This window comes from Marinobacterium sp. LSUCC0821, from assembly GCF_012848475.1.
In the GTDB taxonomy this organism is placed as follows: domain Bacteria; phylum Pseudomonadota; class Gammaproteobacteria; order Pseudomonadales; family Balneatricaceae; genus Marinobacterium_E.
The window spans coordinates 1,035,198-1,056,211 of sequence record NZ_CP051666.1; the positions used below are offsets into that span (position 1 = coordinate 1,035,198).

A 21,014-nucleotide genomic window follows, 5' to 3' on the forward strand; every position below is an offset into this window, starting at 1 on the left:
CGTGAAGCAGTTTTTGACCCTTCGATCTGTGTCGAGCATGACACTTTTTGGCGCTATGCTCACAACATTAGCAACACAGATCAAAATTACTGACCTGACTACTCTCTCCGGCGCACTTATCTGGATCTACACACTACTCTCGTTTGGCAATCTAAAAGAGAAACAGAAACGCCAAATTGGAACGCTTTTTACTATAGGGACACTCTGCCTGCTAATCGCCTTCACCATCAAGCCAAGCGGCGATGCACTAGAGCCACTTATATATGCCAACCAATTAATTATCACACTACTTGCGGCCGTTTCGTTTCTTCGAACGATTGCCAGCATCAATAGTGATAGTCAGCTGGCTTCCGGGAAAAGCTCAATAGCCAGAACTCTATTAGGCAGCCATATTATCGGCGCGGTTATCAATATATCAGCAACCCAGCTGTTTGCTGATCGCATTCAAAGAGAGAGCAAACTATCAAGACTCCAGGCCATCACACTATCCAGGGCATTTGGAATCTGCGCCTTTTGGTCTCCCTTCTTTGCTGCAATGGGCGTCACACTCACAACCGCAGCAGGCGCACAACTCTCAACACTCGTTGTTTGGGGCTTACCCGTTGCACTAGTCAGCCTCGCCTTCACCTACTTCCAGGTCGCTAAAGCCGCGTTATCCGAACCTTTCCACGGCTACCCTGTATCTTTTGAAAGCTTAGCACTCCCAGTATCGCTTGCTGCATTGGTATTGATAGCGCACTTCGGCATGCCATCAATATCGGTCATCGTTTTGGTCTCAATGACTAGCGTACTGATGACACTGATAATTGCCGCATTGAAAGCCAAACTATCTAAGGTTACACATCATATTCACGATGGGCTTGCCGACTCATCAGGGGAGGTTTCCCTTTTTCTTGCCGCTGCCGTTTTAGCGACTGGAATTAGCGCACTGTTAGGTGCAACCGAATTAAAACTAACACCAAATCAGTTTGGCCCCTTTGAAGCTTCAGCAACACTTTGCATTCTTATTGGTTTAGCGATGATTGGTGTGCACCCAGTAACATCCAACCTAATTACTGGCACACTCCTTGTGCCTGTGGTTACCGATCCAAATCTACTAGGCATGACACTTCTTTTTGCCTGGTCACTTGGAGTGACCGTATCACCACTCTCTGGCAGCCAGATTCTTTTGCAAGCAAGGTATGGCGTGAGGGCGAGAGATTTGATGCAAGCAAACCTGCCCTATCTTGGGTTGATGTTGCCAGTCTGTTTTGGGGTGCTTTATCTATACGGGATTATCTATATGGGGTCAGAGTAGTCTAACAAGGATTTGCTAGACTACTCTGACCCCGGAATCTCATGACCCAACCTTTTCCGCGTTTCCCAGAAAAACAAAAACCCGCCGAAGCGGGTTTTTCTTTCACACGAACCTTTGTTATTAGGTTGCCTGCGAGATAAGCATGTTACGGATCTTACCAATCGCTTTGGTTGGGTTAAGACCTTTTGGACATACGTTTACACAGTTCATGATGCCGTGGCAGCGGAATACGCTGAATGGGTCATCAAGATCAGCTAGACGCTCGCGTGTTGCGGTGTCGCGGCTATCTGCAAGGAAACGGTACGCCTGTAGCAAGCCAGATGGACCGATGAACTTGTCTGGATTCCACCAGAACGAAGGACAAGAGGTCGAACAACATGCACAAAGGATACACTCGTATAGACCATCAAGTTCTGCACGCTCTTCTGGAGACTGCAGACGCTCGATCGCTGGAGCTGGTGTATCGTTGATCAAGAATGGCTTGATCTTCTCGTACTGCTTGTAGAACTGAGTCATATCGATAACAAGGTCACGAATAACTGGCAGACCTGGAAGCGGACGAAGAACTAGCTTGTCGTTTTTAACCACTTCAGAAAGCGGAGTAATACAAGCAAGACCATTCTTACCGTTCATGTTTAGACCATCCGAACCACACACACCTTCACGGCATGAGCGACGGTAGGTCAACGTTGTGTCTTTCTCTTTGAGCAACTGGAGAAGATCCAGCACCATGATGTCCTTACCGCCAGGGATATCAATGTGGATATCCTGCATGTAAGGAGCATCATCGATCTCAGGATTGTAGCGGTATACACTCACTAGCATCTTAATGGCTCCTTAGTAAGTTCGAACTTTCGGTGCGAATGCTGGAACGGTTTTCGGTGCAAAGTTAACTGCACGTTTACCGACAGACTTATCCGCTGGGTAGAACACAGAGTGGCATAGCCAGTTTTCGTCATCACGTTCTGTGAAGTCGTTACGAGCATGCGCACCACGAGACTCTTTACGAACCTCAGCTGCGATAGCAGTTGCTTCAGCAACTTCCATCAAGTTCTCAAGCTCAAGCGCTTCGATACGAGAGGTGTTAAATGCACCGCTCTTATCGTCTAGGTGTAGGTTATTCACACGCTGACGAATCTCTGCAAGCTTAGCTAGACCAATCTGCATTGACTCACCATCACGGAATACACCGAAGTAAAGCTGCATGGTGTTCTGAAGATCTTTACGAACATCAGCTACTTTCTCACCGCCAGTCGAGTTATTTAGACGGTTCAAGCGAGCCATTGCCGCTTCGATATCAGCTTCAGTAGCATCAAGAGCTTCGTAGCCATCACGCATCTGCTGTTCGATCTGGATACCCACAGCGCGACCGAATACAACAAGGTCAAGAAGTGAGTTACCACCGAGACGGTTAGCACCGTGAACAGATACACAAGCCACTTCACCTGCAGCAAATAGACCTGGAACGATCTTATCTTCACCAGTTACTGGGTCTGGGTTGATCGCCTGACCACCAATGTTGGTAGCAACACCACCCATCTGGTAGTGACAAGTAGGTACTACTGGGATTGGTTCTTTAACTGGGTCAGCAGCAGCGAATGTCTGAGACAGCTCACAGATACCAGGAAGACGAGAGTGAAGAACCTCTTCACCTAGGTGATCAAGTTTCAAGTAAACGTGATCGCCATCTGGACCACAGCCACGACCTTCTAGAATCTCAAGGATCATAGAACGTGCAACTACGTCACGACCTGCAAGGTCTTTAGCGTTTGGCGCGTAACGCTCCATGAAGCGCTCGCCATCTTTGTTTACAAGGTAACCACCTTCACCACGACAACCTTCAGTTACAAGCACACCAGCGCCTGCAATACCGGTTGGGTGGAACTGCCACATCTCCATATCCTGCGCAGCAACACCAGCACGCAGAGCCATACCCATACCGTCACCAGTATTGATCAATGCGTTAGTTGTTGAAGCGTAGATACGACCTGCACCGCCAGTAGCGAGTACAGTTGCTTTAGCTTTAATGTAAACCGTTTCACCAGTTTCGATACAGATTGCGATAGTACCTACAACAGCACCTTCAGCATTCTTAACAAGATCAACCGCGTACCATTCGTTAAGGAATGTAGTACCGGCTTTCATGTTTGCCTGGTAAAGCGTGTGAAGTAGCGCGTGACCTGTACGGTCAGCAGCAGCACAAGTACGTGCAGCCTGGCCACCTTCACCGAAGTTCTTAGACTGACCACCGAATGGACGCTGGTAGATACGACCTGTCTCAGTACGTGAGAAAGGAAGACCCATGTGATCAAGTTCGAATACAGCACGTGGACCTACAGAACACATGTACTCGATAGCATCTTGGTCACCGATGTAGTCAGAACCCTTAACGGTGTCATACATGTGCCAGCGCCAATCGTCATTTGGATCAGCTGAAGCGATTGCACATGTAATACCACCCTGCGCAGACACAGTGTGCGAACGCGTTGGGAATACTTTAGTTACACAGGCAGTGTTAAGGCCAGACTGAGCCAACTGCAGTGCTGCGCGCATACCTGCGCCGCCGCCACCTACTACGATGGCATCAAATGTAAGCGTACGAAGCTTAGTCATTGATTAAACCCCCCACAGAATCTGAACGCCCCATACCACGTAGATAAACGCGAGCAGGCCACAAACAGACTGGAAAACAAAACGGATACCGGTTGGTTTGATGTAGTCAGTAGAGATAGACCACATACCGATCCAAGAGTGCGCTACTAGTGAAAGCAGAGCCAATAGGGAGAAGATGCGCATCGCCGTACCTTCGAACAGACCCTTCCACGTGTTGTAGTCAAGATCTGGATTAAGCAGTACGTACGCAACCATAAAGATCGAGTAAGACGCTAGGACAACAGCAGTTACACGCTGCATCATCCAATCATATAGGCCACTACGACCAAAGCTAGTAATAGAAGTTACCATACCCAAACTCCTGCCAGCAGAATTGCAACAGCAGACAGAGCTAGCGTTACTTTCGCAGCAGCTTTGCCTGATTCAATCTCTTCACAGTAACCCGCATCCATTACTAGGTGCTTGATACCAGCGAAGAAGTGGTAGAACAGCGCAGATAGAAGACCCCAAGCGATTAGCTTAGCTAGGAACGAGTCAGTCAACAGTTCAGCAGCTGCATCGAAACCTTCTTGAGACTCAAGAGAGAGGCTCAGTGCGTACATCATGAAGATCGAGCCAAAGAATAGCGCGAGTCCCGATACACGGTGAAGGATTGACGTTACAGCCGGTAGCGGCTGTTTAATTGTACGAAGATCGAGGTTTACAGGTCGTTTTTTGTTCACGGCTCTAGTTCACACTTTTGTGCCCTTCTACGGGGCCTCGGTTACTAGTTAGTACCTGGTATACGGTGGCAATATTGCAACCGATCAGGACGACGAAGAAATTTACTTTATGCACTATGGAAATAAGCTTATTTCAATTTGTGCAGTGCGCAATTTCCGAGTCGTGATTATACCAATCGAACCTTTTTTGACAATCGAACTTAGCGCGTATTAGCCAATGGTTTAATACGATAAGAACCAATAACCATGCAATTTGCGCCAAACCCCCAACTAAAGGGGCATATATCATTTTGCAATTAGATTATGACTTTTGCGCTGCACAAAACTAACGTTGACAAAGATTTTCGCGTCACTATAGTGAAACCGCCTTATAGAGATCCAAGCCACCCTTGGATACCCTCTTGAGAAGCTCAGTAAACCCTACTGAGCTGTAACGGATATAGATAGGAGCCTACAATGGCTGAGAAATTTGCACGTTTAAGTATTGATGGTCTGGAAAAAGAGATCCAGCTTCCAATCTACAGTGGCACAGAAGGTCCAGATGTTATCGACGTTCGCCCACTAACTGGCGAAGGCCTTTTCACTTACGACCCAGGATTTGTATCAACTGCGTCATGTGAATCTAAAATCACCTACATCGACGGTAACAACGGTGTACTTCTTCACCGCGGCTACCCAATTGAAGAGCTTGCAGAGCACTCAGACTACCTAGAAGTGTGTTACCTACTTCTTAATGGCGAACTGCCAACACCTGAGCAGAAAGAGAAGTTTGACTACACTGTTGCTAACCACACAATGGTTCATGAGCAACTACGTACCTTCTTCCAAGGTTTCCGTCGTGATGCACACCCAATGGCTATTATGTGTGGTGTAGTAGGTGCACTTTCAGCGTTCTACCACGACTCACTCGATATCAATAACCCATACCACCGTGAAGTGTGTGCGTACCGCCTAATCGCGAAAATGCCTACTCTTGCGGCTATGTGTTACAAGTTCTCAATCGGCCAGCCGTTCATCTACCCACGTAATGATCTTGGTTACGCAGAGAACTTCCTGCAGATGATGTTTGCAACGCCTTGTTCTGATTACGAGATCAATCCAGTACTTGCTCGCGCAATGGATCGTATCTTCACACTGCACGCAGACCACGAGCAGAACGCATCGACTTCGACTGTACGCCTAGCGGGTTCATCAGGCGCTAACCCATTTGCTTGTATTGCAGCAGGTATCGCAGCACTTTGGGGCCCTGCACACGGCGGTGCTAACGAAGCTGTACTTAAGATGCTTGCTGAGATCGGTTCGGTTGAAAACATCCCAGCATTTATTGAGAAAGCGAAAGATCCTAACGATCCGTTCCGTCTAATGGGCTTCGGTCACCGCGTATACCGCAACTTCGACCCACGCTCACGTGTTATGAAACAGACTTGTGACGAGGTTCTTGCAGAACTGGGTATCGTTGATGACCCAATGCTAGATATCGCGAAAGAACTTGAGCGTATCGCCCTTGAAGATGAGTACTTTGTAAGCCGTAAGCTCTACCCTAACGTAGACTTCTACTCAGGTATCATCTTGAAAGCGATCGGTATCCCAACTTCAATGTTTACCGTAATCTTCGCCCTATCTCGCACAATCGGCTGGATCTCTCACTGGAACGAGTTCCACTCAAGCCCGAACAAGATCGGTCGTCCTCGCCAGCTATACACTGGTGCAGAGAAACGCAAACACCCACGCGCTAAGTAATTAGAACGTAGGTTTAAAAAACCCAGCTTCGGCTGGGTTTTTTATTGGTCGGCATCCCTCCGGGGAACCTCCTACAGACGCACCCTGTAGGAACCTCCCCACAGGGGTGGTGAAATCTACCTTCGCACACGCAATAAATTTAAGAAGTAATTAAGTTACATCTGAGACTTGTTACTTAATCGTTCTTTGTTAGTATCTTTATCCAAGCTAAATCGTTTAAGTAAAACCTTAAGTAATTTAGTTTTCTTACGAGAATATTTTCCAAAGTGCGGAGAAAAAATAATGAAAACAGCATTTAAACCTAGCTTGCTAGCACTAGCAGTAGGCCTATCATCTTCAGCTATGGCTGCTGATCTAATGTACCCAATTGGTGAAGGCGCATTCAGCTGGGACGCATACAATAAATTTGCTGCTGCAAATGACTTTACTGGTGAAACCCTCACCATGACAGGTGCTACAACAGGTAACGATGCACAGCGCTACCGTAACCTTTACGCTTACTTCACTGAAGCAACTGGCGCTAAAGTAGAATACTCTGGTTCTGAAAGCTTCGAGCAGGATATAGTTATCGCTTCTAAAGCTGGCGGTCTTCCAGACGTATCTGCATTCCCTCAGCCTGGTCTTGCAAAAGACCTAGCGAAAGGCGGCTTCATCAAAGAACTTACAGCAGAACAAGATGCTCGCATCCGCAATGATTTTGCAGCAGGTAACTCATGGGCTGACCTAGGTACTTTTGATAACGGTAAAGGCGGTAAATCGCTATTCGGTATCTTCTTCGGTACTGACGTTAAATCTCTTGTTTGGTACTCACCAGAGCAGTTCGAGGAAGGCGGATACGAAATTCCTCATACTCAGGAAGAACTTATGGCTCTGAGCAAGCAGATCGTAGCTGATGGTGGCACACCTTGGTGTATCGGTTTAGGTTCAGGTGCAGCTACTGGCTGGCCAGCAACAGACTGGGTTGAAGATATGATGCTTCGCACTGTCTCTGTTGAAGAGTACGATCAGTGGGTTGCTAACGACATGAAGTTCAACGACCCTCGTGTAATCAATGCAATCGAGAAGTACGGTGAATTCGTTCACGCTGCTGGCTTTGCTGATGGTGGTCCAGAAGCTGCTGCATCTGTCGACTTCCGCGACAGCCCAGATGGTCTATTTGAGCTTCCACCAAAATGTTACATGCACCGTCAAGCTTCATTCATTCCAATCTTCTTCCCAGAAGGTGTAGAGATGGGTAAAGATGCTGACTTCTTCTACTTCCCACCTTTCGAAGCAAACGCTGAACTTGGTCGTCCAGTATTAGGTTCTGGTGGTCTAGTATCTCCATTCAATGATCGTCCGGTAACTACTGCATTCATCAACTTCCTGCAGACACCTATCGCACACGAAATCATGATGGCTCAGGGTCAGTTCTTGACTCCGCACAAAGATGCGAACCTAGATATCTATACTAGCGATACTCAGCGCCAGCTTGGTGAGATCCTTACTACTGCAACAAGCTTCCGTTTCGACGGTTCTGACTTGATGCCAGGTGAGATTGGCACTAACGCTTTCTGGACTGGCATGGTTGACTACACTACCGGTACAGACGCTAAGACTGTTGCTGATGCAATCCAGAAACGTTGGGATAGCATTAAGTAATTCGCGTTAAATAGGGTTTTCTTTTCAGAAAACCCTACATCTATACGGCCCGGTCTCTCCGGGCCGATTTTAATCTAGGAGAGTGATAATGAGCCCATTGGTTCAGGGTATAGTAACCATCGCACTTGGCGTTGGTGGTAGCATTGCCTACTTTTACCTATCAAATCTATTTCTCGACAAGGTTCTCTTCCCTGCACGCGGTGAGAACATTTCAAGAAACATAAACCGCGCAAATACGATTAGACCCTGGTTATTTCTTGGTCCAACGGCTTTGTTGCTTGCTATTTATCTCTTCTACCCTGTAGTTGGCTCTTTCGTACGCTCACTGTACAACCGTGATGGTGATCTCTTTATAGGTTTTGACAACTACACAACATTTTTCGCTTCAGATGGCTTTCAAACAGCCTTCATGAACAATGCTTTATGGGCGCTAGTTGTTCCCGCCCTATCGACATTCCTAGGCCTTGTTATCGCTCAATTAACAGACCAGTTAAAGTGGGGAAACATTGCCAAATCTATTATCTTTATGCCAATGGCAATCTCTTTTGTCGGTGCTTCACTGATTTGGAAATTTGTCTACGCAAACGATCCAGACATAGGTCTGATTAATGCAATACGCGGCTCTTTCGGCCTAGAATCAATGGATCCATTACAGGTACCTTTTTGGAATAATCTATTTCTCATGGTGATTCTGATTTGGGTACAGACCGGATTTGCAATGGTCATTCTATCTGCTGCTCTACGAGGTATTCCAGACGAGACTATTGAAGCGGCTATCATTGATGGAGCCAACCCATTCCAAGTTTTTTTCAAAATCCAAATACCACAAATCACAACAACAATCGTAGTTGTATGGACAACTATCACTATTCTAGTCCTGAAGGTATTCGATATCGTTTATGCCATGACAGGCGGTAACTTCGACACTCAAATTCTACCGAGTTACATGATGCAGTTTATGTTCCGTGATGATGGTCGAGCGACTGCTATTGCAGTTGTCATTATGCTTATTGTCTCACCAGTAATGATTCAAAACGTTCGTCAAGCACGACGTGAGATGAGATAAGGAGTAGACCATGGATAATATTGCAGGCAAAAAATCAGCTCTGACCTGGGCAACTCGACTAACAGTTTTTGCACTTGTTGTAATCTGGTTAATCCCAACGACAGGTCTCTTAGTTTCATCCTTCCGAGATCGTGATCAGATTTCCGCTACGGGCTGGTGGTTATCCCCTTTCTCTGTCGAACAGGGCCTCCGCGGTAGAACAACTATCGAAGGTGTAATCAAAGAGGGTGATACATATATCTCTAGAGGTTCACTTTTCGATGATGAAGAGATATTAAAATCGGTAGGAGATACACGCCCTCCTATTTCAGCGTTTGGTACAACCGGTCGCGATCCAGGCAAATACCCATCTGGTGAGTTAGCCGACATAGGCAAGGGCAACAAACTAGTAGTTAATGCCGATGGTACTTATGAGTTTTTCTCTTCTAAAGCTCCTGGAAGCACAGGACAGCGCGTATATGTAATCGCATCTATGCCACCTGACTTTTCTTTTGAGAACTACATAACTGTGTTAACAGCTGACAAAATGGATGTTGCTTTCATAAACACACTGACGGTTACCATCCCAACGACCATTATCCCGATTTTAATGGCAGCCTTTGCTGCATACGCACTAGCTTGGATGGATTTTAAAGGCCGAGGGTTGCTTCTGGGCGCAGTTGTAGCGGCACTTGTTGTGCCACTGCAGCTTGCACTCGTACCCGCCTTACAACTACACAACGCTGTAGGTATCGGGCAAAGTTTTCTAGGGATCTGGTTAGCACACAGCGCGTTTGGACAACCTCTTGCTGTCTATCTACTTAGAAACTATATGATCGGATTACCTAAAGACATCATAGAATCAGCACGTGTTGATGGAGCAACTGACTTTCAGGTATTTGTGAGAATAGTATTACCGCTCTCCTTCCCTGCTTTAGCATCATTTGCAATTTTCCAGTTCCTATGGACTTGGAATGACCTACTGGTTGCGAAGGTCTTCCTTCCCTCAGCAGACGAAGCAAAAGTTATGACCGTAAAAATTGCTGATGACCTGCTTGGTTCACGCGGCGGTGATTGGGGCATTTTAGCGACAGCCGCTTTCGTATCGATTGCAGTACCTCTACTAGTATTCTTTACACTGCAACGCTACCTCGTACGTGGATTACTGTCTGGGTCAGTTAAATAAATAAGAATGTGGTTGTAGACAACTACTGTCAGTTAGAAATTAGATCTAATCCATTAGTGGGTAGTAGATCAAAAACCTTTAAAAGAGGGAGCCAAAAATGGCTGAATTAAAACTTAGTGGTGTTCGCAAGACTTATGGCGGCGAAATTGATGTTCTAAAAAACATCAATCTAGAGATTAACCAAGGCGAGCTAGTTGTATTTGTTGGACCTTCTGGTTGCGGTAAATCAACACTTCTCCGAATGATTGCAGGCCTTGAAAAGATCTCTGACGGCACCCTAGAAATCGATGGCCAGGTAGTAAATGATGTGCCACCTGCACAGCGTGGCATAGCCATGGTTTTCCAAAGCTACGCGCTCTACCCTCACATGACGGTGCGTGACAATATGTCTTTCGCACTGACTCTAGCGAAAAAATCTAAAGAAGAGATTAACGAAGCAGTAAACAAAGCTGCTGATATTCTTCAGCTGTCGGATTACCTTGATCGCTTACCAAAAGCGCTTTCAGGTGGTCAGCGCCAACGCGTGGCTATCGGTCGAGCTATTGTTCGTGACCCTAAGGTATACCTATTTGATGAGCCTCTATCAAACCTTGACGCAGCTCTTCGTGTAGCAACTCGAATTGAGATTGCTCGCCTTAAAGAATCGATGCCAGACAGCACTATGATCTACGTAACTCACGATCAGGTTGAGGCCATGACTTTAGCTTCACGCATCGTTGTACTTGCGGACAAAGGCATTGCCCAAGTAGGTACGCCGCTAGAGCTTTATGAGACACCAGAGAATGAATTTGTTGCTCAGTTTATCGGTTCCCCTTCAATGAACCTGCTTAGTGGTGAAATTGTTGCTACCGGTACGCAGACAACAGTGAAACTTGATGCCGGCGGAACAGCGACCTCATCAATCGCAACGAATAATGACCAACTAGGTGCACGAGTTAATATTGGTGTACGCCCAGAAGACTTTGAAATCTGTGAAGGTGATGACTGGTTCTTCCAGGGTAAAGTTGACATCACAGAGGCACTTGGTGAAGTAACATTAATGTACTTCGAGCCAATCAATGGAGCAGATCCTGTCGTAGGCAAGCTACAAGGCATCCATAAGGACGTACGCGGTACAACTGCCAAATTCTCTGTTGCTCCAGAGAAAGTTCATCTGTTCAAAAACGGCATTACAATGCGCTAAGCGCGAAGAATTAATTAGTAACTAACTATCCCGGCTCATTGACTATATGAGGCCGGGATTTTTTTAAGGAAAACGAAGCTATGAATACGGATTGGTGGAAAGGCGCGGTCATTTATCAGATTTATCCGCGCTCATATCAGGATTCAAATAACGACGGAATCGGTGATATCCCAGGTATCACCTCACGTTTGGAACACATAGCAAACCTAGGTGCTGACGCCATTTGGTTATCACCTATTTTTACATCGCCCATGAAAGATATGGGTTATGACGTTTCAGATTACTGCGATATCGATCCGTCGTTTGGCACGTTGGCTGACTTCGACGCTATGATCGAAAAAGCTCACGCTCTCGGTTTGAAAGTCATGATAGATCAGGTGATTAGCCACTCATCAAACGAGCATCCGTTCTTTCAGCAGAGCCGAATGGACAAAACAAATGATAAGGCTGACTGGTATGTATGGGCAGATCCAAACCCAGATGGCAGTGCTCCAAATAACTGGCAAGCAATCTTTGGTGGTATAGGCTGGAGTTGGGAACCACGTCGTCGCCAGTACTACCAGCACAACTTCTTGGCTGAACAGCCGGACTTCAACTTCCACAACCCTGAAGTGCAGCAGTACCATCTAGATAATATGCGCTTTTGGTTAGATCGAGGTGTTGACGGTTTCCGTCTAGATACTGTGAACTTCTACTTCCATGACAAGCTGCTTCGTAACGACCCAGCGAATCCAAAAACAGATCCAGAAAAAGGTGAGTGGAATCCATACCACTACCTTTACCATATGTTCTCCAAAAACCAGCCAGAGAACCTGGTATTTCTGCAGAGGATGCGTGCCCTATTGGATGAGTACGATGATCGTACTTTGGTCGGTGAAGTGGGTGAAGCACACCACCCCATCGAGATTATGGGACAGTATACGACTGACAATCGCTTACACATGGCGTATTCGTTTGAGATGCTTAGCTATCAATTCACTCCTAAACACTTCCGCCATCAGGTTGAGGCTTTCTTTGAAGGAGCTCCTAACGGCTGGCCATGCTGGGCATTTTCGAACCACGACGTAGTACGTCACGCTAGTCGCTGGTACAAAGAGGGCATGGATCGTAATGACCTTGCTAAGCTTGCAGGTGCGTTGCTGCTAACCCAACAAGGTTCGATCTGTATCTATCAAGGTGAAGAGATGGGGCAGCTTGAGACTAACCTTGAATACAGTGAACTTACCGATCCTCAAGGAATTCGTTTCTGGCCTGAAGATAAAGGCCGCGATGGTTGTCGAACACCAATGACTTGGAGCGCCAACGAGACCAACGGCGGTTTCGGCAATGTTAAACCTTGGCTTCCAGTTAAACAGCCTCAGCTAGAGCGTTCCGCAGATACTCAAGTGGGGGTCGATGGCTCTGTATTTGAAACCTATCGTGAGATTCTGAAGATTCGCGGCGAGTCGCAGGCGCTACGCACTGGAGCTACTGAGTACATCACTTCAGACGAAGCTATCTTAGACTTCATTCGTGGCGGAGAGATTCAGTGTATTTTCAACCTCTCTGATAAAGCTCAAAGCTACACAGCGAAAAACGGCACGGTGCTCATCAGCAACCAAGCTGAAGAGCATAATGGTCAATTTACGCTTAAAACTAATGGTTTTGTCCTGCTTCGACTGAACTAAGAAGCATTAGGGTCTATTAGGTCTGACATTGAGCAATGTACTGGCCAATAGATCCTTTTTTATTTCTGCGGAGATACACAATGAAATATAACGGATTTGAGCGTAAATGGTGGAAAGAACAAGTGGTCTACCAGATCTACCCTCGCTCATTTAAAGACTCCAACGGTGATGGCATTGGCGATATTCAGGGCATCATCTCGGAGCTTGATTACCTTAAGGATTTGGGTGTCAATATTATCTGGCTCAGCCCCCATTTCGACTCACCCAATGACGATAACGGCTACGATATTCGCGACTACCGCAAAGTGATGGATGAGTTCGGCACAATGGCAGACTTCGATGAGATGCTCGCTGGCATCAAAGAACGCGATATGAAGCTGATTATCGATCTTGTGGTTAACCACTCCAGTGATGAGCACGAGTGGTTCGAACAGAGCAAGTCCTCAAAAGATTCTCCCTACCGTAATTACTATATCTGGAAACCTGGAAAAGATGGCGCACCGCCCAATAATTTTCCCGCCTTCTTTGGCGGCTCCGCTTGGGAGCAATCTGGCCAAGACGGCGAGTACTATCTGCACTACTTCGGTAAAAAGCAGCCGGATCTTAACTGGGAGAACCCCAAGCTGCGCAGTGAAATCTATGAACTGATGCGTTTCTGGCTAGACAAAGGGGTAGATGGCTTCCGTATGGACGTTATCCCGTTGATTTCAAAAGATCAAAACTACCCTGACCTAGATGCCGAGACCCTGCACCACCCAGAGACATTCTATGCATCCGGTCCTCGGCTGCACGAATTCCTGCACGAGATGAACAACGAGGTGATGTCACAGTACGACGCATTTTCGGTAGGCGAGTGTTTCGGTATCAATGCCGCGCGAGCACAGCGTCTAACTGACGAACGTAGGAGAGAACTTGATCTGGCCTTTATCTTTGATATCGCGCGAGTAGGTAGAGACAACTGGCGCCAGACTGGCTGGGCCCTACCCGATTGGAAAGGGCTCTTCTCCGTTCAGGCGGGAGCAGATCAGTTCCACTGGCCTACCATTTTTTTGACCAATCACGACAACCCTCGAGCTGTTAGTACCTTCGGGAACGCCTCAGCCGAATATCGTGACCAGTCTGCTAAGTTGCTAGCGATGCTGCTGCTGACACAGAAAGGCACTCCCTTCATCTATCAAGGTGAAGAGATCGACATGACCAACTACAACTTCACTGACTTTAGCCAGTTTGATGATATTGAAGTGCGAGGCATGCTGCCTCAGGTAACCGAAAATGGAGTTCCGCAATCAGAGTATCTCTACCATCTAAACCAGACGGGGCGTGACCATGCGCGCACGCCGATGCAGTGGAGTGATGCGCCAAACGCTGGATTCACCAGCGGTGAAAAGAGCTGGTTCTTAGTAAATCCAAATTTTAGCGACATCAATGTGAAGGCAAACCAGCAAGATCCGAACTCCGTACTGGCCTTCCATAAGCAGCTTCTATCGTATCGCAAAGAGAATCTAGATCTAATCTATGGCGACTACTACGATATCGATCCCGATCATGGCTCAGTATTTGCCTATTCCCGTTCGACCGAAACATGCACCCACCTTGTGGTTCTTAACATGTCGAACGAGGCGATCGCCTTCGTGCTGCCAGAGCAGTTCGACGGATACGATTGCACTCTGTCGAACTACCCTAACAAGAGCAAAATCACTCAATCTACAGCTAATCTAAGACCATGGGAGGCTCGGCTTTACCGATTAGCCATGTAATAAAAAATTCTTAAAGGCAAGAGCGCTCCCCTTGGGATAGCGCTCTTGTGTTTCATAATCAACGTAGACAATCCCAAACCGCTGTGAATAGCCAAACGCCCACTCAAAGTTGTCCATTAGTGACCAGGCGTAATAGCCTTTCACTGGAACCCCTGAGGATATTGCTCGATCAACAGCGCCTAAATGTGTTTGAAAATACCTTTGACGCTGCGCATCCTCGCATTTGCCACTTACAATAACGTCATCCGTAGCAGCGCCATTCTCGGTAATAAACCAAGTTGGCATAGGCCAGCTTGCTTGGAGCTCTTTAAGAAGCTGTTCTAAACCCTCTGGATATACTTCCCATCCAATATGAGTTCGCTCAACATTTGGAATATTTACTTGTTCATACCCCCTAATATTATCAGCTTGCTCTATAACCGCTCTGGTGTAGTAGTTAACACCAACAAAGTCGATGGGCTGACTAATTAAATCGAGATCTTCTGGCTTAAAGAGATCGCTCATAGATAGGTTCGGCAGATCTAAACATTCTGGGGGTTTCTTGCCATTTAAAGGATCGAACCAAAAATCGTTCAATTCAGCCTGATGGATTTCAGCCGCTTTTTGATCACGTTCAGAGGATGTATGTGGAAATGACACTATTGGATTAATCACAATACCAAGCTGAGCCGAGGGGTTAATCTCTCTCATTTTCTTGATCGCTTTGCCATGTGCCATCAAAAGTCCCTTACCTACAGCCATCGCTTCATAGCGATCTGTCTTACCAGGAGCGTGAATCCCTAGATCAAAACTCAAGAAGCTAGAGCACCATGGTTCATTATGTGTCGCCCAATACTTAACACGGTTTCCATAGCGTTCCATTACCAAAGCCGCATAATCGGAAAACAGATTTTGAACGTCAGAATTTGTCCAGCCACCGATCTGCTGAAGATGGTCTGGTAGATCCCAGTGATAGAGAGTGAGCATCGGCTCAATGCCTCTCGCTAACATTCCATCGATCAACCTTTCATAGAACAACAAACCTAATTCATTAGGATTGCCATTGATATCTACAACGCGTGGCCAAGCAATAGAAAATCGGTAAGAACTAAAACCAAGCGATTTGATGAGATCTAAATCCTCTTCGAAAAGGTGGTAGTGATCACAAGCAACACCACCCGTTGAACCATCTAAAATTCGCCCCTTCTCTTCACAAAACGCATCCCAAATCGAAGCCAAGCGACCATCAAGGGTAGCTGCACCTTCAATCTGATAACTCGAAGTAGCAACTCCCCAGACAAAATCCTTGCTGCGCATTATTGATGTTTCGCTTATCAACTCATCAATTTTTATTTTATTCATTGTTTATCCATACCCTAGATCTCATTGATGTCACAAGACTACCCTGCCCTCTAAAAACTTACAGGCACTTTTCGCACACGCGGTAAATTTAAGAGGAAGTTAAGTGCATTTACGATACTTACAGAGCAACAGATTTGATACGATTTCTAAAACGTTTAAGAAAACGTAAAAACCATCATTACCTGATAATTTCTACCTTAATGTCTAAGCCAATCCACGCATCTGATCTACAGCATTTCCAAGCCCCAAAAGGCTGGATAAACGATCCTAATGGATTGGTCTATTGCAATGAAACCTATCACCTCTTCTACCAGCATCATCCTGATGGGATGACCTGGGGGCCGATGCATTGGGGGCATGCTACTTCAAAAGATCTAGAAACCTGGTCTCATAAACCGATCACTCTAGTTCCAGACGAGCTTGGCGCATGCTTTTCTGGTAGTGCGGTTGTTGATTGGAAAGATAGTTCAGGCCTATTTAAAGGCAAATCAGGCCTAGTTGCTTTCTATACTGTGCATCGCGAGTTAGATGGTTTTGATCGCGGTTACATTCAGGATCAGTGCATTGCATATTCAAGTGATGGTGGTGAGAGCTGGACTAAATACGAAAATAACCCGGTTCTTCTTAATCCAGGATTTTCTGATTTTCGCGATCCTAAGGTCTTTTGGCATGAAGAGAGTCAGCACTGGATTATGTGTTTGGCAACACGTCAAAGCATTAGTTTTTATAGATCTAAAAACCTGACCAAATGGCAATTTTGTTCTGAGTTTGGTGAGGGGCAAGGTGCACATGAGTGGCACCCGTGGGAGTGCCCTGACCTATTTAAACTAACTTCCGAATCAGGTGAATCTGCTTGGGTACTCATTGTTGGCATCGGCATGAGCCCAGATGTTCATTTTGGCTCATACACACAATATTTTGTGGGTAGTTTTGATGGTAAAACTTTCACTAATGCGAATAACCCCGAGACAATTCTCTATCTAGATGAGGGGCGTGATTACTACGCTACTCAAAGCTGGTCCGACGCCCCCAATGGTGCGCGACTTGGCATCTCTTGGATGAATAACTGGCGATATGCAAACGAGATACCTGCCGTGATTCGTCGCGGTCAGATGGGGATCCCACGCTCATTTAAACTGGTTAGTTGTGATGAGGGATTACGAGTTGCGCAAAGTTTCGCACCTGAGATTGCTTTGGATCGTCTACTTGAAGAGGAACTTAATGATCAGGAGTTTCTGACTCTAGATACTGCAACAAATGAGCACGGTAAAGCGACCATCAATTTTGCAGTGCACAGTGTTGTTGAGCTTCGTTTTGCTAGTGCGACCGATCAGATCAATATCGCACGTACCGAGACCGGTTTTACTATTCAGATGGTTCGTATCAGTGATTCAAGTGACTTGCTGTTTAAAGAGAACTTCTCTCACGACTACACACGTTCGTTTGCTTACTCCTCTTCTGAAATAACCATTGAGTGGTTGGTGACTCCTTTTGGTGTGGAGCTTCTATTGGCTGATGGGTTGGTGAGTGTAACGCAGCTGTTTGAGACTGCTGGACTCTCTGCCGACTGAAAAAGCGGATGACAGGCTGAAGGCCTGTCACCTGCATACTGAACCAACTACGAAGCTGCCGTGACTGGCTTCAGCCTGTCAACGGCTCTACCAGCGTCTTCCAGACACAGATCCGTTCGCACCCGCGTAACGTTTCAGCAAATTTAAGCTCGAAAAACCGTTGCCTCTCCCCTTAAATTTGCTAGCATCTAAATCGTTTAAGTAATTTCTTATTAGGAGCACAGGGATGGCCAGTTCAAACCCTTGGTGGAAAGGCGGAATCATCTATCAAATTTACCCACGCAGCTACATGGATAGTCGCGGGGACGGCATTGGCGATCTTAAAGGCATCACCATGAAGCTTGAGTATGTCGCTTCGTTAGGCGTTGATGCTATCTGGCTCTCACCTTTCTTCAAATCACCGATGAAAGACTTTGGTTACGACGTAAGCGACTACCGCGATACCGATCCAATGTTCGGAACCATCGACGATTTCAAAGCTCTGGTTGCTGAAGCTCATCGCCTCAACATAAAGGTGATGATCGACCAGGTTATTAGCCACAGCTCTGATCAACATGAGTGGTTCCAGGAGAGTCGTTCATCACGTACCAACGCAAAAGCGGACTGGTATGTGTGGGCAGATCCTAAAGAGGATGGCACACCTCCAAACAACTGGCTATCTATCTTCGGTGGCTCAGCATGGCAGTGGGATACTCGTCGTCAGCAGTACTATCTGCACAACTTCCTTGTAAGCCAGCCAGATCTGAACTTCCATAACCCTGAGGTGCGCAAAGCCAATCTTGATAACATGCGTTTCTGGTTGGATCTTGGAGTAGATGGTTTCCGCTTGGATACGGTTAACCTCTACTACCACGATGCTGAACTTCGTGATAACCCACCTTGGCCTGCAGATCAGCTTCCAACAGGGGGCATTCCTCGCAGCAACCCATTCTCGCGCCAGCGTCACATCTATAACTTGAGCCGACCAGAAAACCTCGCATTCCTGCAAGATATGCGCAAACTAATGGATGAATACCCTGAAACAACCTTGGTAGGTGAGATTGGAGTGGACCCATACAGTGCACTTGAGCGTGTAGCAGAGTACACCAGTGGCGGTGACAAACTTCACATGGCTTACACCTTTGACCTGCTAGAAGAGCAACACGATACGGAATACATCCGCACAGTATTACGAAACTTCCGCGCAGGCGCAGGCGATGCTTGGCCATGCTGGGCAATCTCTAACCACGACGTACAGCGCAGTGCTACTCGTTGGGGTCGTGATGAGGATCCAACGCGCTTCCCACAGGTATCACTAGCAATGCTAATGAGCCTTCGCGGCAGTGTATGCCTCTACCAGGGTGAAGAGCTTGGCCTACCTCAAGCCGATGTACCGTTTGAGAAACTTCAGGACCCCTATGGCATTGAGTTCTGGCCTGAATACAAGGGCCGTGATGGCTGTCGTACCCCGATGCCATGGACAGACAGTGACCACGGCGGTTTTGCTCTAGTAGAGCCTTGGCTTCCAGTCGATGCAAACCACCTACCCCTTTCAGTCTCAGAGCAGGACCAAGAGGCTAACTCTGTTCTAAACGCTGTTCGGACATTTATCCATTGGCGTCAGAAACAGAGTGCACTGATCGATGGCGAGATGGAGCTTGTTGAAAATACGGGCGATGCTCTTATTTTCAAACGATGCAATCAGGAGCAGAAGCTATTAGTCGCTATCAATATGACGGGGAACGATATCTTCCTGCCTTGGAGCGAAGAGGTGAAATCGGTGCATACTGAGCACGGATTCACTGGACGTTTCATTGATGGCGAGATTCAACTGCCAGCTTACCAAGCGCTGTTTGCAGAGATCTAACAAACGGGGTCAGAGTCGTCTTATTAGACAACTCTTAATTTGATTACTCAGACCCCAGTGTAGGAAACGCTATGACCAAAAAAATGACCATTAAAGATGTCGCCAAAGCGATCGGTGTATCGACAGCCACTATCTCTAATGCCTTTAATAGACCAGACCAGCTATCAGAAGCCCTACGCACTCGCATTCTTGCCCAGTGTAAAGAGCTAGGCTACGTAGGACCAAGTGCTGCTGGGCGCTATTTAAGGACTGGTCGTAGCGGGGTTGTTGGGGTGGTGCTTAGTGATCGCCTTGCTCACTCAATGAATGATTACGTTGGCAGTCACTTTCTATCAGGTTTAGCTGAAGAGTTTGATAAGGCACACATCAACATGCTGCTGCTCTCAGCTCGCGATATGGATCAGTCCAATCGTCAGCGCCTGCACGAATCGATGGTTGATGGCTTTATCGTCTATGGCTCTGTGCCCAGCGGTAAAACCCTCGATCACCTCTTGCGGCAGCAAAAACGCTTAATCGTTGTCGATCACTTTCTTAAGGGCTACGCATCTATCAATATCGATAACCGCTCTTCATCGCGAGTCATCACAGAACATGCCCTGAAGCATAACCCCAAGAAAATTGCGATTATGGGCCTTAGGTTGAACTCCGATACTGAGATGAAAATGGTGCAAGAGGCAGATCTCGATAACCTTGGGCTGACTCTCTCTATCGACCGCTTAAACGGCACCTTCGATGCATTAGATGCAGCCGGTATTGCACGGCCTTGGAATCGCATATGGAACCTACCGGCTAACGATCATAATCTTGCCAGCAGAGCCGCTTTTGAAGCGTTGAGTTCTCCCGATAGACCTGACCTATTCATCTGCCAGTCTGATGTCATTGCCATCGCCACCCGCGCCATGGCAACACAGATGGGAATTAAGATTCCAGATGAGATTAAAATTGTCGGTTTTGATGGCATCCCCCAGGCACAAAACTTTCACCCCACCATTACAACTATTCAGCAACACTCCACCGAGAAGGGTCGCATGGCCGCCAAGCTGTTTATTGATGGCAAAACCAAAGATGATGTCATCATGCCGACTGAGCTGTTAATCGGAGAGTCTTGTCCTTAAATCAAGGCAACAAAAAAGGCGCCTAAGCGCCTTTTCATTTATTTTGATTCAACTATTAGTGAGCACGCATCAGTGGTGAGCTAAATACTTGAGAGACAGCGCGTTTGTTAACGATCTGCTCCACCTTAGCTTTCACTTTAGCAACTGCAGCTTTAACAACCTTAGCCATCTCTTCACGACGAAGTTGTGCAGCGTACCACTCAACAAGCTGAATTTTCTGGGTTTCAGAAAGATCGTTGCTATCAAGTAGTTCAAGTAGTGTCTGTTGATCTAGGATTTGTGACTTCATT

The 21,014-nt window shown here is 46.7% G+C and carries 17 protein-coding genes; 11 read left to right on the forward strand and 6 right to left on the reverse strand.

What is annotated here, in order from left to right; all coding sequences use genetic code 11:
• Nucleotide 1 precedes the first annotated feature (1 nt).
• Complete coding sequence (locus HH196_RS05020; protein WP_169451067.1) at nt 2-1,297, forward strand: hypothetical protein; 1,296 nt, start codon at nt 2-4, stop codon at nt 1,295-1,297.
• Between the two features lie 120 nt (nt 1,298-1,417).
• Here the strand turns inward: HH196_RS05020 and HH196_RS05025 are convergent, their stop codons facing one another.
• From HH196_RS05025 to sdhC, 4 genes are read right to left on the reverse strand one after another with little or no spacing between them, the layout of a single operon-like run.
• On the reverse strand, nt 1,418-2,122 hold the full coding sequence (locus HH196_RS05025) for a succinate dehydrogenase iron-sulfur subunit (protein WP_169451068.1): 705 nt from the start codon (nt 2,120-2,122) through the stop codon (nt 1,418-1,420).
• Nucleotides 2,123-2,134: 12 nt separating this feature from the next.
• Nucleotides 2,135-3,910, reverse strand: a complete 1,776-nt coding sequence (gene sdhA, locus HH196_RS05030; protein WP_169451069.1) for a succinate dehydrogenase flavoprotein subunit — start codon at nt 3,908-3,910, stop codon at nt 2,135-2,137.
• A gap of 3 nt (nt 3,911-3,913) precedes the next feature.
• Nucleotides 3,914-4,261 carry a succinate dehydrogenase, hydrophobic membrane anchor protein gene (gene sdhD, locus HH196_RS05035; RefSeq protein WP_169451070.1) on the reverse strand — a complete coding sequence of 116 codons (348 nt, stop codon included), beginning with the start codon at nt 4,259-4,261 and terminating at the stop codon, nt 3,914-3,916.
• Nucleotides 4,255-4,632, reverse strand: coding sequence for a succinate dehydrogenase, cytochrome b556 subunit (gene sdhC, locus HH196_RS05040; protein WP_169451071.1), 378 nt, complete (start codon nt 4,630-4,632; stop codon nt 4,255-4,257). Before sdhC ends, sdhD begins: the two co-directional genes overlap by 7 nt.
• 456 nt (nt 4,633-5,088) lie before the next feature.
• On the opposite strand from sdhC, the gene gltA reads away from it, so the two are divergent.
• The 7 genes from gltA to HH196_RS05075 all read left to right on the forward strand — a co-directional run bounded on the left by gltA (nt 5,089) and on the right by HH196_RS05075 (nt 14,851).
• Nucleotides 5,089-6,372 (forward strand): citrate synthase, encoded by a 1,284-nt coding sequence (gene gltA, locus HH196_RS05045; RefSeq protein ID WP_169451072.1) that lies wholly within the window; start codon nt 5,089-5,091, stop codon nt 6,370-6,372.
• Between the two features lie 282 nt (nt 6,373-6,654).
• Nucleotides 6,655-8,013, forward strand: a complete 1,359-nt coding sequence (locus HH196_RS05050; protein ID WP_169451073.1) for an ABC transporter substrate-binding protein — start codon at nt 6,655-6,657, stop codon at nt 8,011-8,013.
• A gap of 88 nt (nt 8,014-8,101) precedes the next feature.
• A complete protein-coding gene (locus HH196_RS05055; RefSeq protein ID WP_169451074.1) occupies nt 8,102-9,079 on the forward strand; it encodes a carbohydrate ABC transporter permease in 978 nt (325 codons plus the stop codon).
• A gap of 10 nt (nt 9,080-9,089) precedes the next feature.
• Nucleotides 9,090-10,244: a carbohydrate ABC transporter permease gene (locus HH196_RS05060; RefSeq protein ID WP_169451075.1), complete on the forward strand. Its 1,155-nt coding sequence runs from the start codon at nt 9,090-9,092 to the stop codon at nt 10,242-10,244.
• Between the two features lie 97 nt (nt 10,245-10,341).
• Nucleotides 10,342-11,427: an ABC transporter ATP-binding protein gene (locus tag HH196_RS05065; protein WP_169451076.1), complete on the forward strand. Its 1,086-nt coding sequence runs from the start codon at nt 10,342-10,344 to the stop codon at nt 11,425-11,427.
• A gap of 80 nt (nt 11,428-11,507) precedes the next feature.
• Nucleotides 11,508-13,094: an alpha-amylase family glycosyl hydrolase gene (locus tag HH196_RS05070; RefSeq protein ID WP_169451077.1), complete on the forward strand. Its 1,587-nt coding sequence runs from the start codon at nt 11,508-11,510 to the stop codon at nt 13,092-13,094.
• Between the two features lie 80 nt (nt 13,095-13,174).
• Nucleotides 13,175-14,851: an alpha-glucosidase gene (locus HH196_RS05075; protein WP_169451078.1), complete on the forward strand. Its 1,677-nt coding sequence runs from the start codon at nt 13,175-13,177 to the stop codon at nt 14,849-14,851.
• Here HH196_RS05075 and HH196_RS05080 read toward each other — a convergent pair.
• A complete protein-coding gene (locus HH196_RS05080; protein ID WP_211160822.1) occupies nt 14,840-16,192 on the reverse strand; it encodes a GH1 family beta-glucosidase in 1,353 nt (450 codons plus the stop codon). The two genes, HH196_RS05075 and HH196_RS05080, sit on opposite strands and share 12 nt — an antisense overlap.
• A gap of 200 nt (nt 16,193-16,392) precedes the next feature.
• On the opposite strand from HH196_RS05080, the gene HH196_RS05085 reads away from it, so the two are divergent.
• From HH196_RS05085 to HH196_RS05095, 3 genes are all read left to right on the forward strand, one after another.
• Nucleotides 16,393-17,763 carry a glycoside hydrolase family 32 protein gene (locus HH196_RS05085; RefSeq protein ID WP_169451079.1) on the forward strand — a complete coding sequence of 457 codons (1,371 nt, stop codon included), beginning with the start codon at nt 16,393-16,395 and terminating at the stop codon, nt 17,761-17,763.
• Between the two features lie 226 nt (nt 17,764-17,989).
• Nucleotides 17,990-19,609, forward strand: a complete 1,620-nt coding sequence (locus tag HH196_RS05090; RefSeq protein WP_169451080.1) for an alpha-amylase family glycosyl hydrolase — start codon at nt 17,990-17,992, stop codon at nt 19,607-19,609.
• Between the two features lie 71 nt (nt 19,610-19,680).
• Nucleotides 19,681-20,724 carry a LacI family DNA-binding transcriptional regulator gene (locus HH196_RS05095; protein WP_169451081.1) on the forward strand — a complete coding sequence of 348 codons (1,044 nt, stop codon included), beginning with the start codon at nt 19,681-19,683 and terminating at the stop codon, nt 20,722-20,724.
• 55 nt (nt 20,725-20,779) lie between these two features.
• Here the strand turns inward: HH196_RS05095 and HH196_RS05100 are convergent, their stop codons facing one another.
• A complete protein-coding gene (locus HH196_RS05100) occupies nt 20,780-21,013 on the reverse strand; it encodes a hypothetical protein (RefSeq protein WP_169451082.1) in 234 nt (77 codons plus the stop codon).
• Between the last annotated feature and the right edge of the window lies 1 nt (nt 21,014).

Excerpts from the sequence above, each read along its gene's own strand:
- gltA (WP_169451072.1), top strand. The coding sequence starts at position 5,089 with ATGGCTGAGAAATTTGCACGTTTAAGTATTGATGGTCTGGAAAAAGAG.
- HH196_RS05095 (WP_169451081.1), top strand. The coding sequence starts at position 19,681 with ATGACCAAAAAAATGACCATTAAAGATGTCGCCAAAGCGATCGGTGTA.
- HH196_RS05050 (WP_169451073.1), top strand. The coding sequence starts at position 6,655 with ATGAAAACAGCATTTAAACCTAGCTTGCTAGCACTAGCAGTAGGCCTA.
- HH196_RS05085 (WP_169451079.1), top strand. The coding sequence starts at position 16,393 with ATGTCTAAGCCAATCCACGCATCTGATCTACAGCATTTCCAAGCCCCA.
- HH196_RS05100 (WP_169451082.1), bottom strand. The coding sequence starts at position 21,013 with ATGAAGTCACAAATCCTAGATCAACAGACACTACTTGAACTACTTGAT.
- HH196_RS05055 (WP_169451074.1), top strand. The coding sequence starts at position 8,102 with ATGAGCCCATTGGTTCAGGGTATAGTAACCATCGCACTTGGCGTTGGT.
- sdhA (WP_169451069.1), bottom strand. The coding sequence starts at position 3,910 with ATGACTAAGCTTCGTACGCTTACATTTGATGCCATCGTAGTAGGTGGC.
- HH196_RS05090 (WP_169451080.1), top strand. The coding sequence starts at position 17,990 with ATGGCCAGTTCAAACCCTTGGTGGAAAGGCGGAATCATCTATCAAATT.
- HH196_RS05060 (WP_169451075.1), top strand. The coding sequence starts at position 9,090 with ATGGATAATATTGCAGGCAAAAAATCAGCTCTGACCTGGGCAACTCGA.
- HH196_RS05065 (WP_169451076.1), top strand. The coding sequence starts at position 10,342 with ATGGCTGAATTAAAACTTAGTGGTGTTCGCAAGACTTATGGCGGCGAA.
- HH196_RS05080 (WP_211160822.1), bottom strand. The coding sequence starts at position 16,192 with ATGAATAAAATAAAAATTGATGAGTTGATAAGCGAAACATCAATAATG.
- HH196_RS05075 (WP_169451078.1), top strand. The coding sequence starts at position 13,175 with ATGAAATATAACGGATTTGAGCGTAAATGGTGGAAAGAACAAGTGGTC.
- sdhD (WP_169451070.1), bottom strand. The coding sequence starts at position 4,261 with ATGGTAACTTCTATTACTAGCTTTGGTCGTAGTGGCCTATATGATTGG.
- HH196_RS05070 (WP_169451077.1), top strand. The coding sequence starts at position 11,508 with ATGAATACGGATTGGTGGAAAGGCGCGGTCATTTATCAGATTTATCCG.
- HH196_RS05025 (WP_169451068.1), bottom strand. The coding sequence starts at position 2,122 with ATGCTAGTGAGTGTATACCGCTACAATCCTGAGATCGATGATGCTCCT.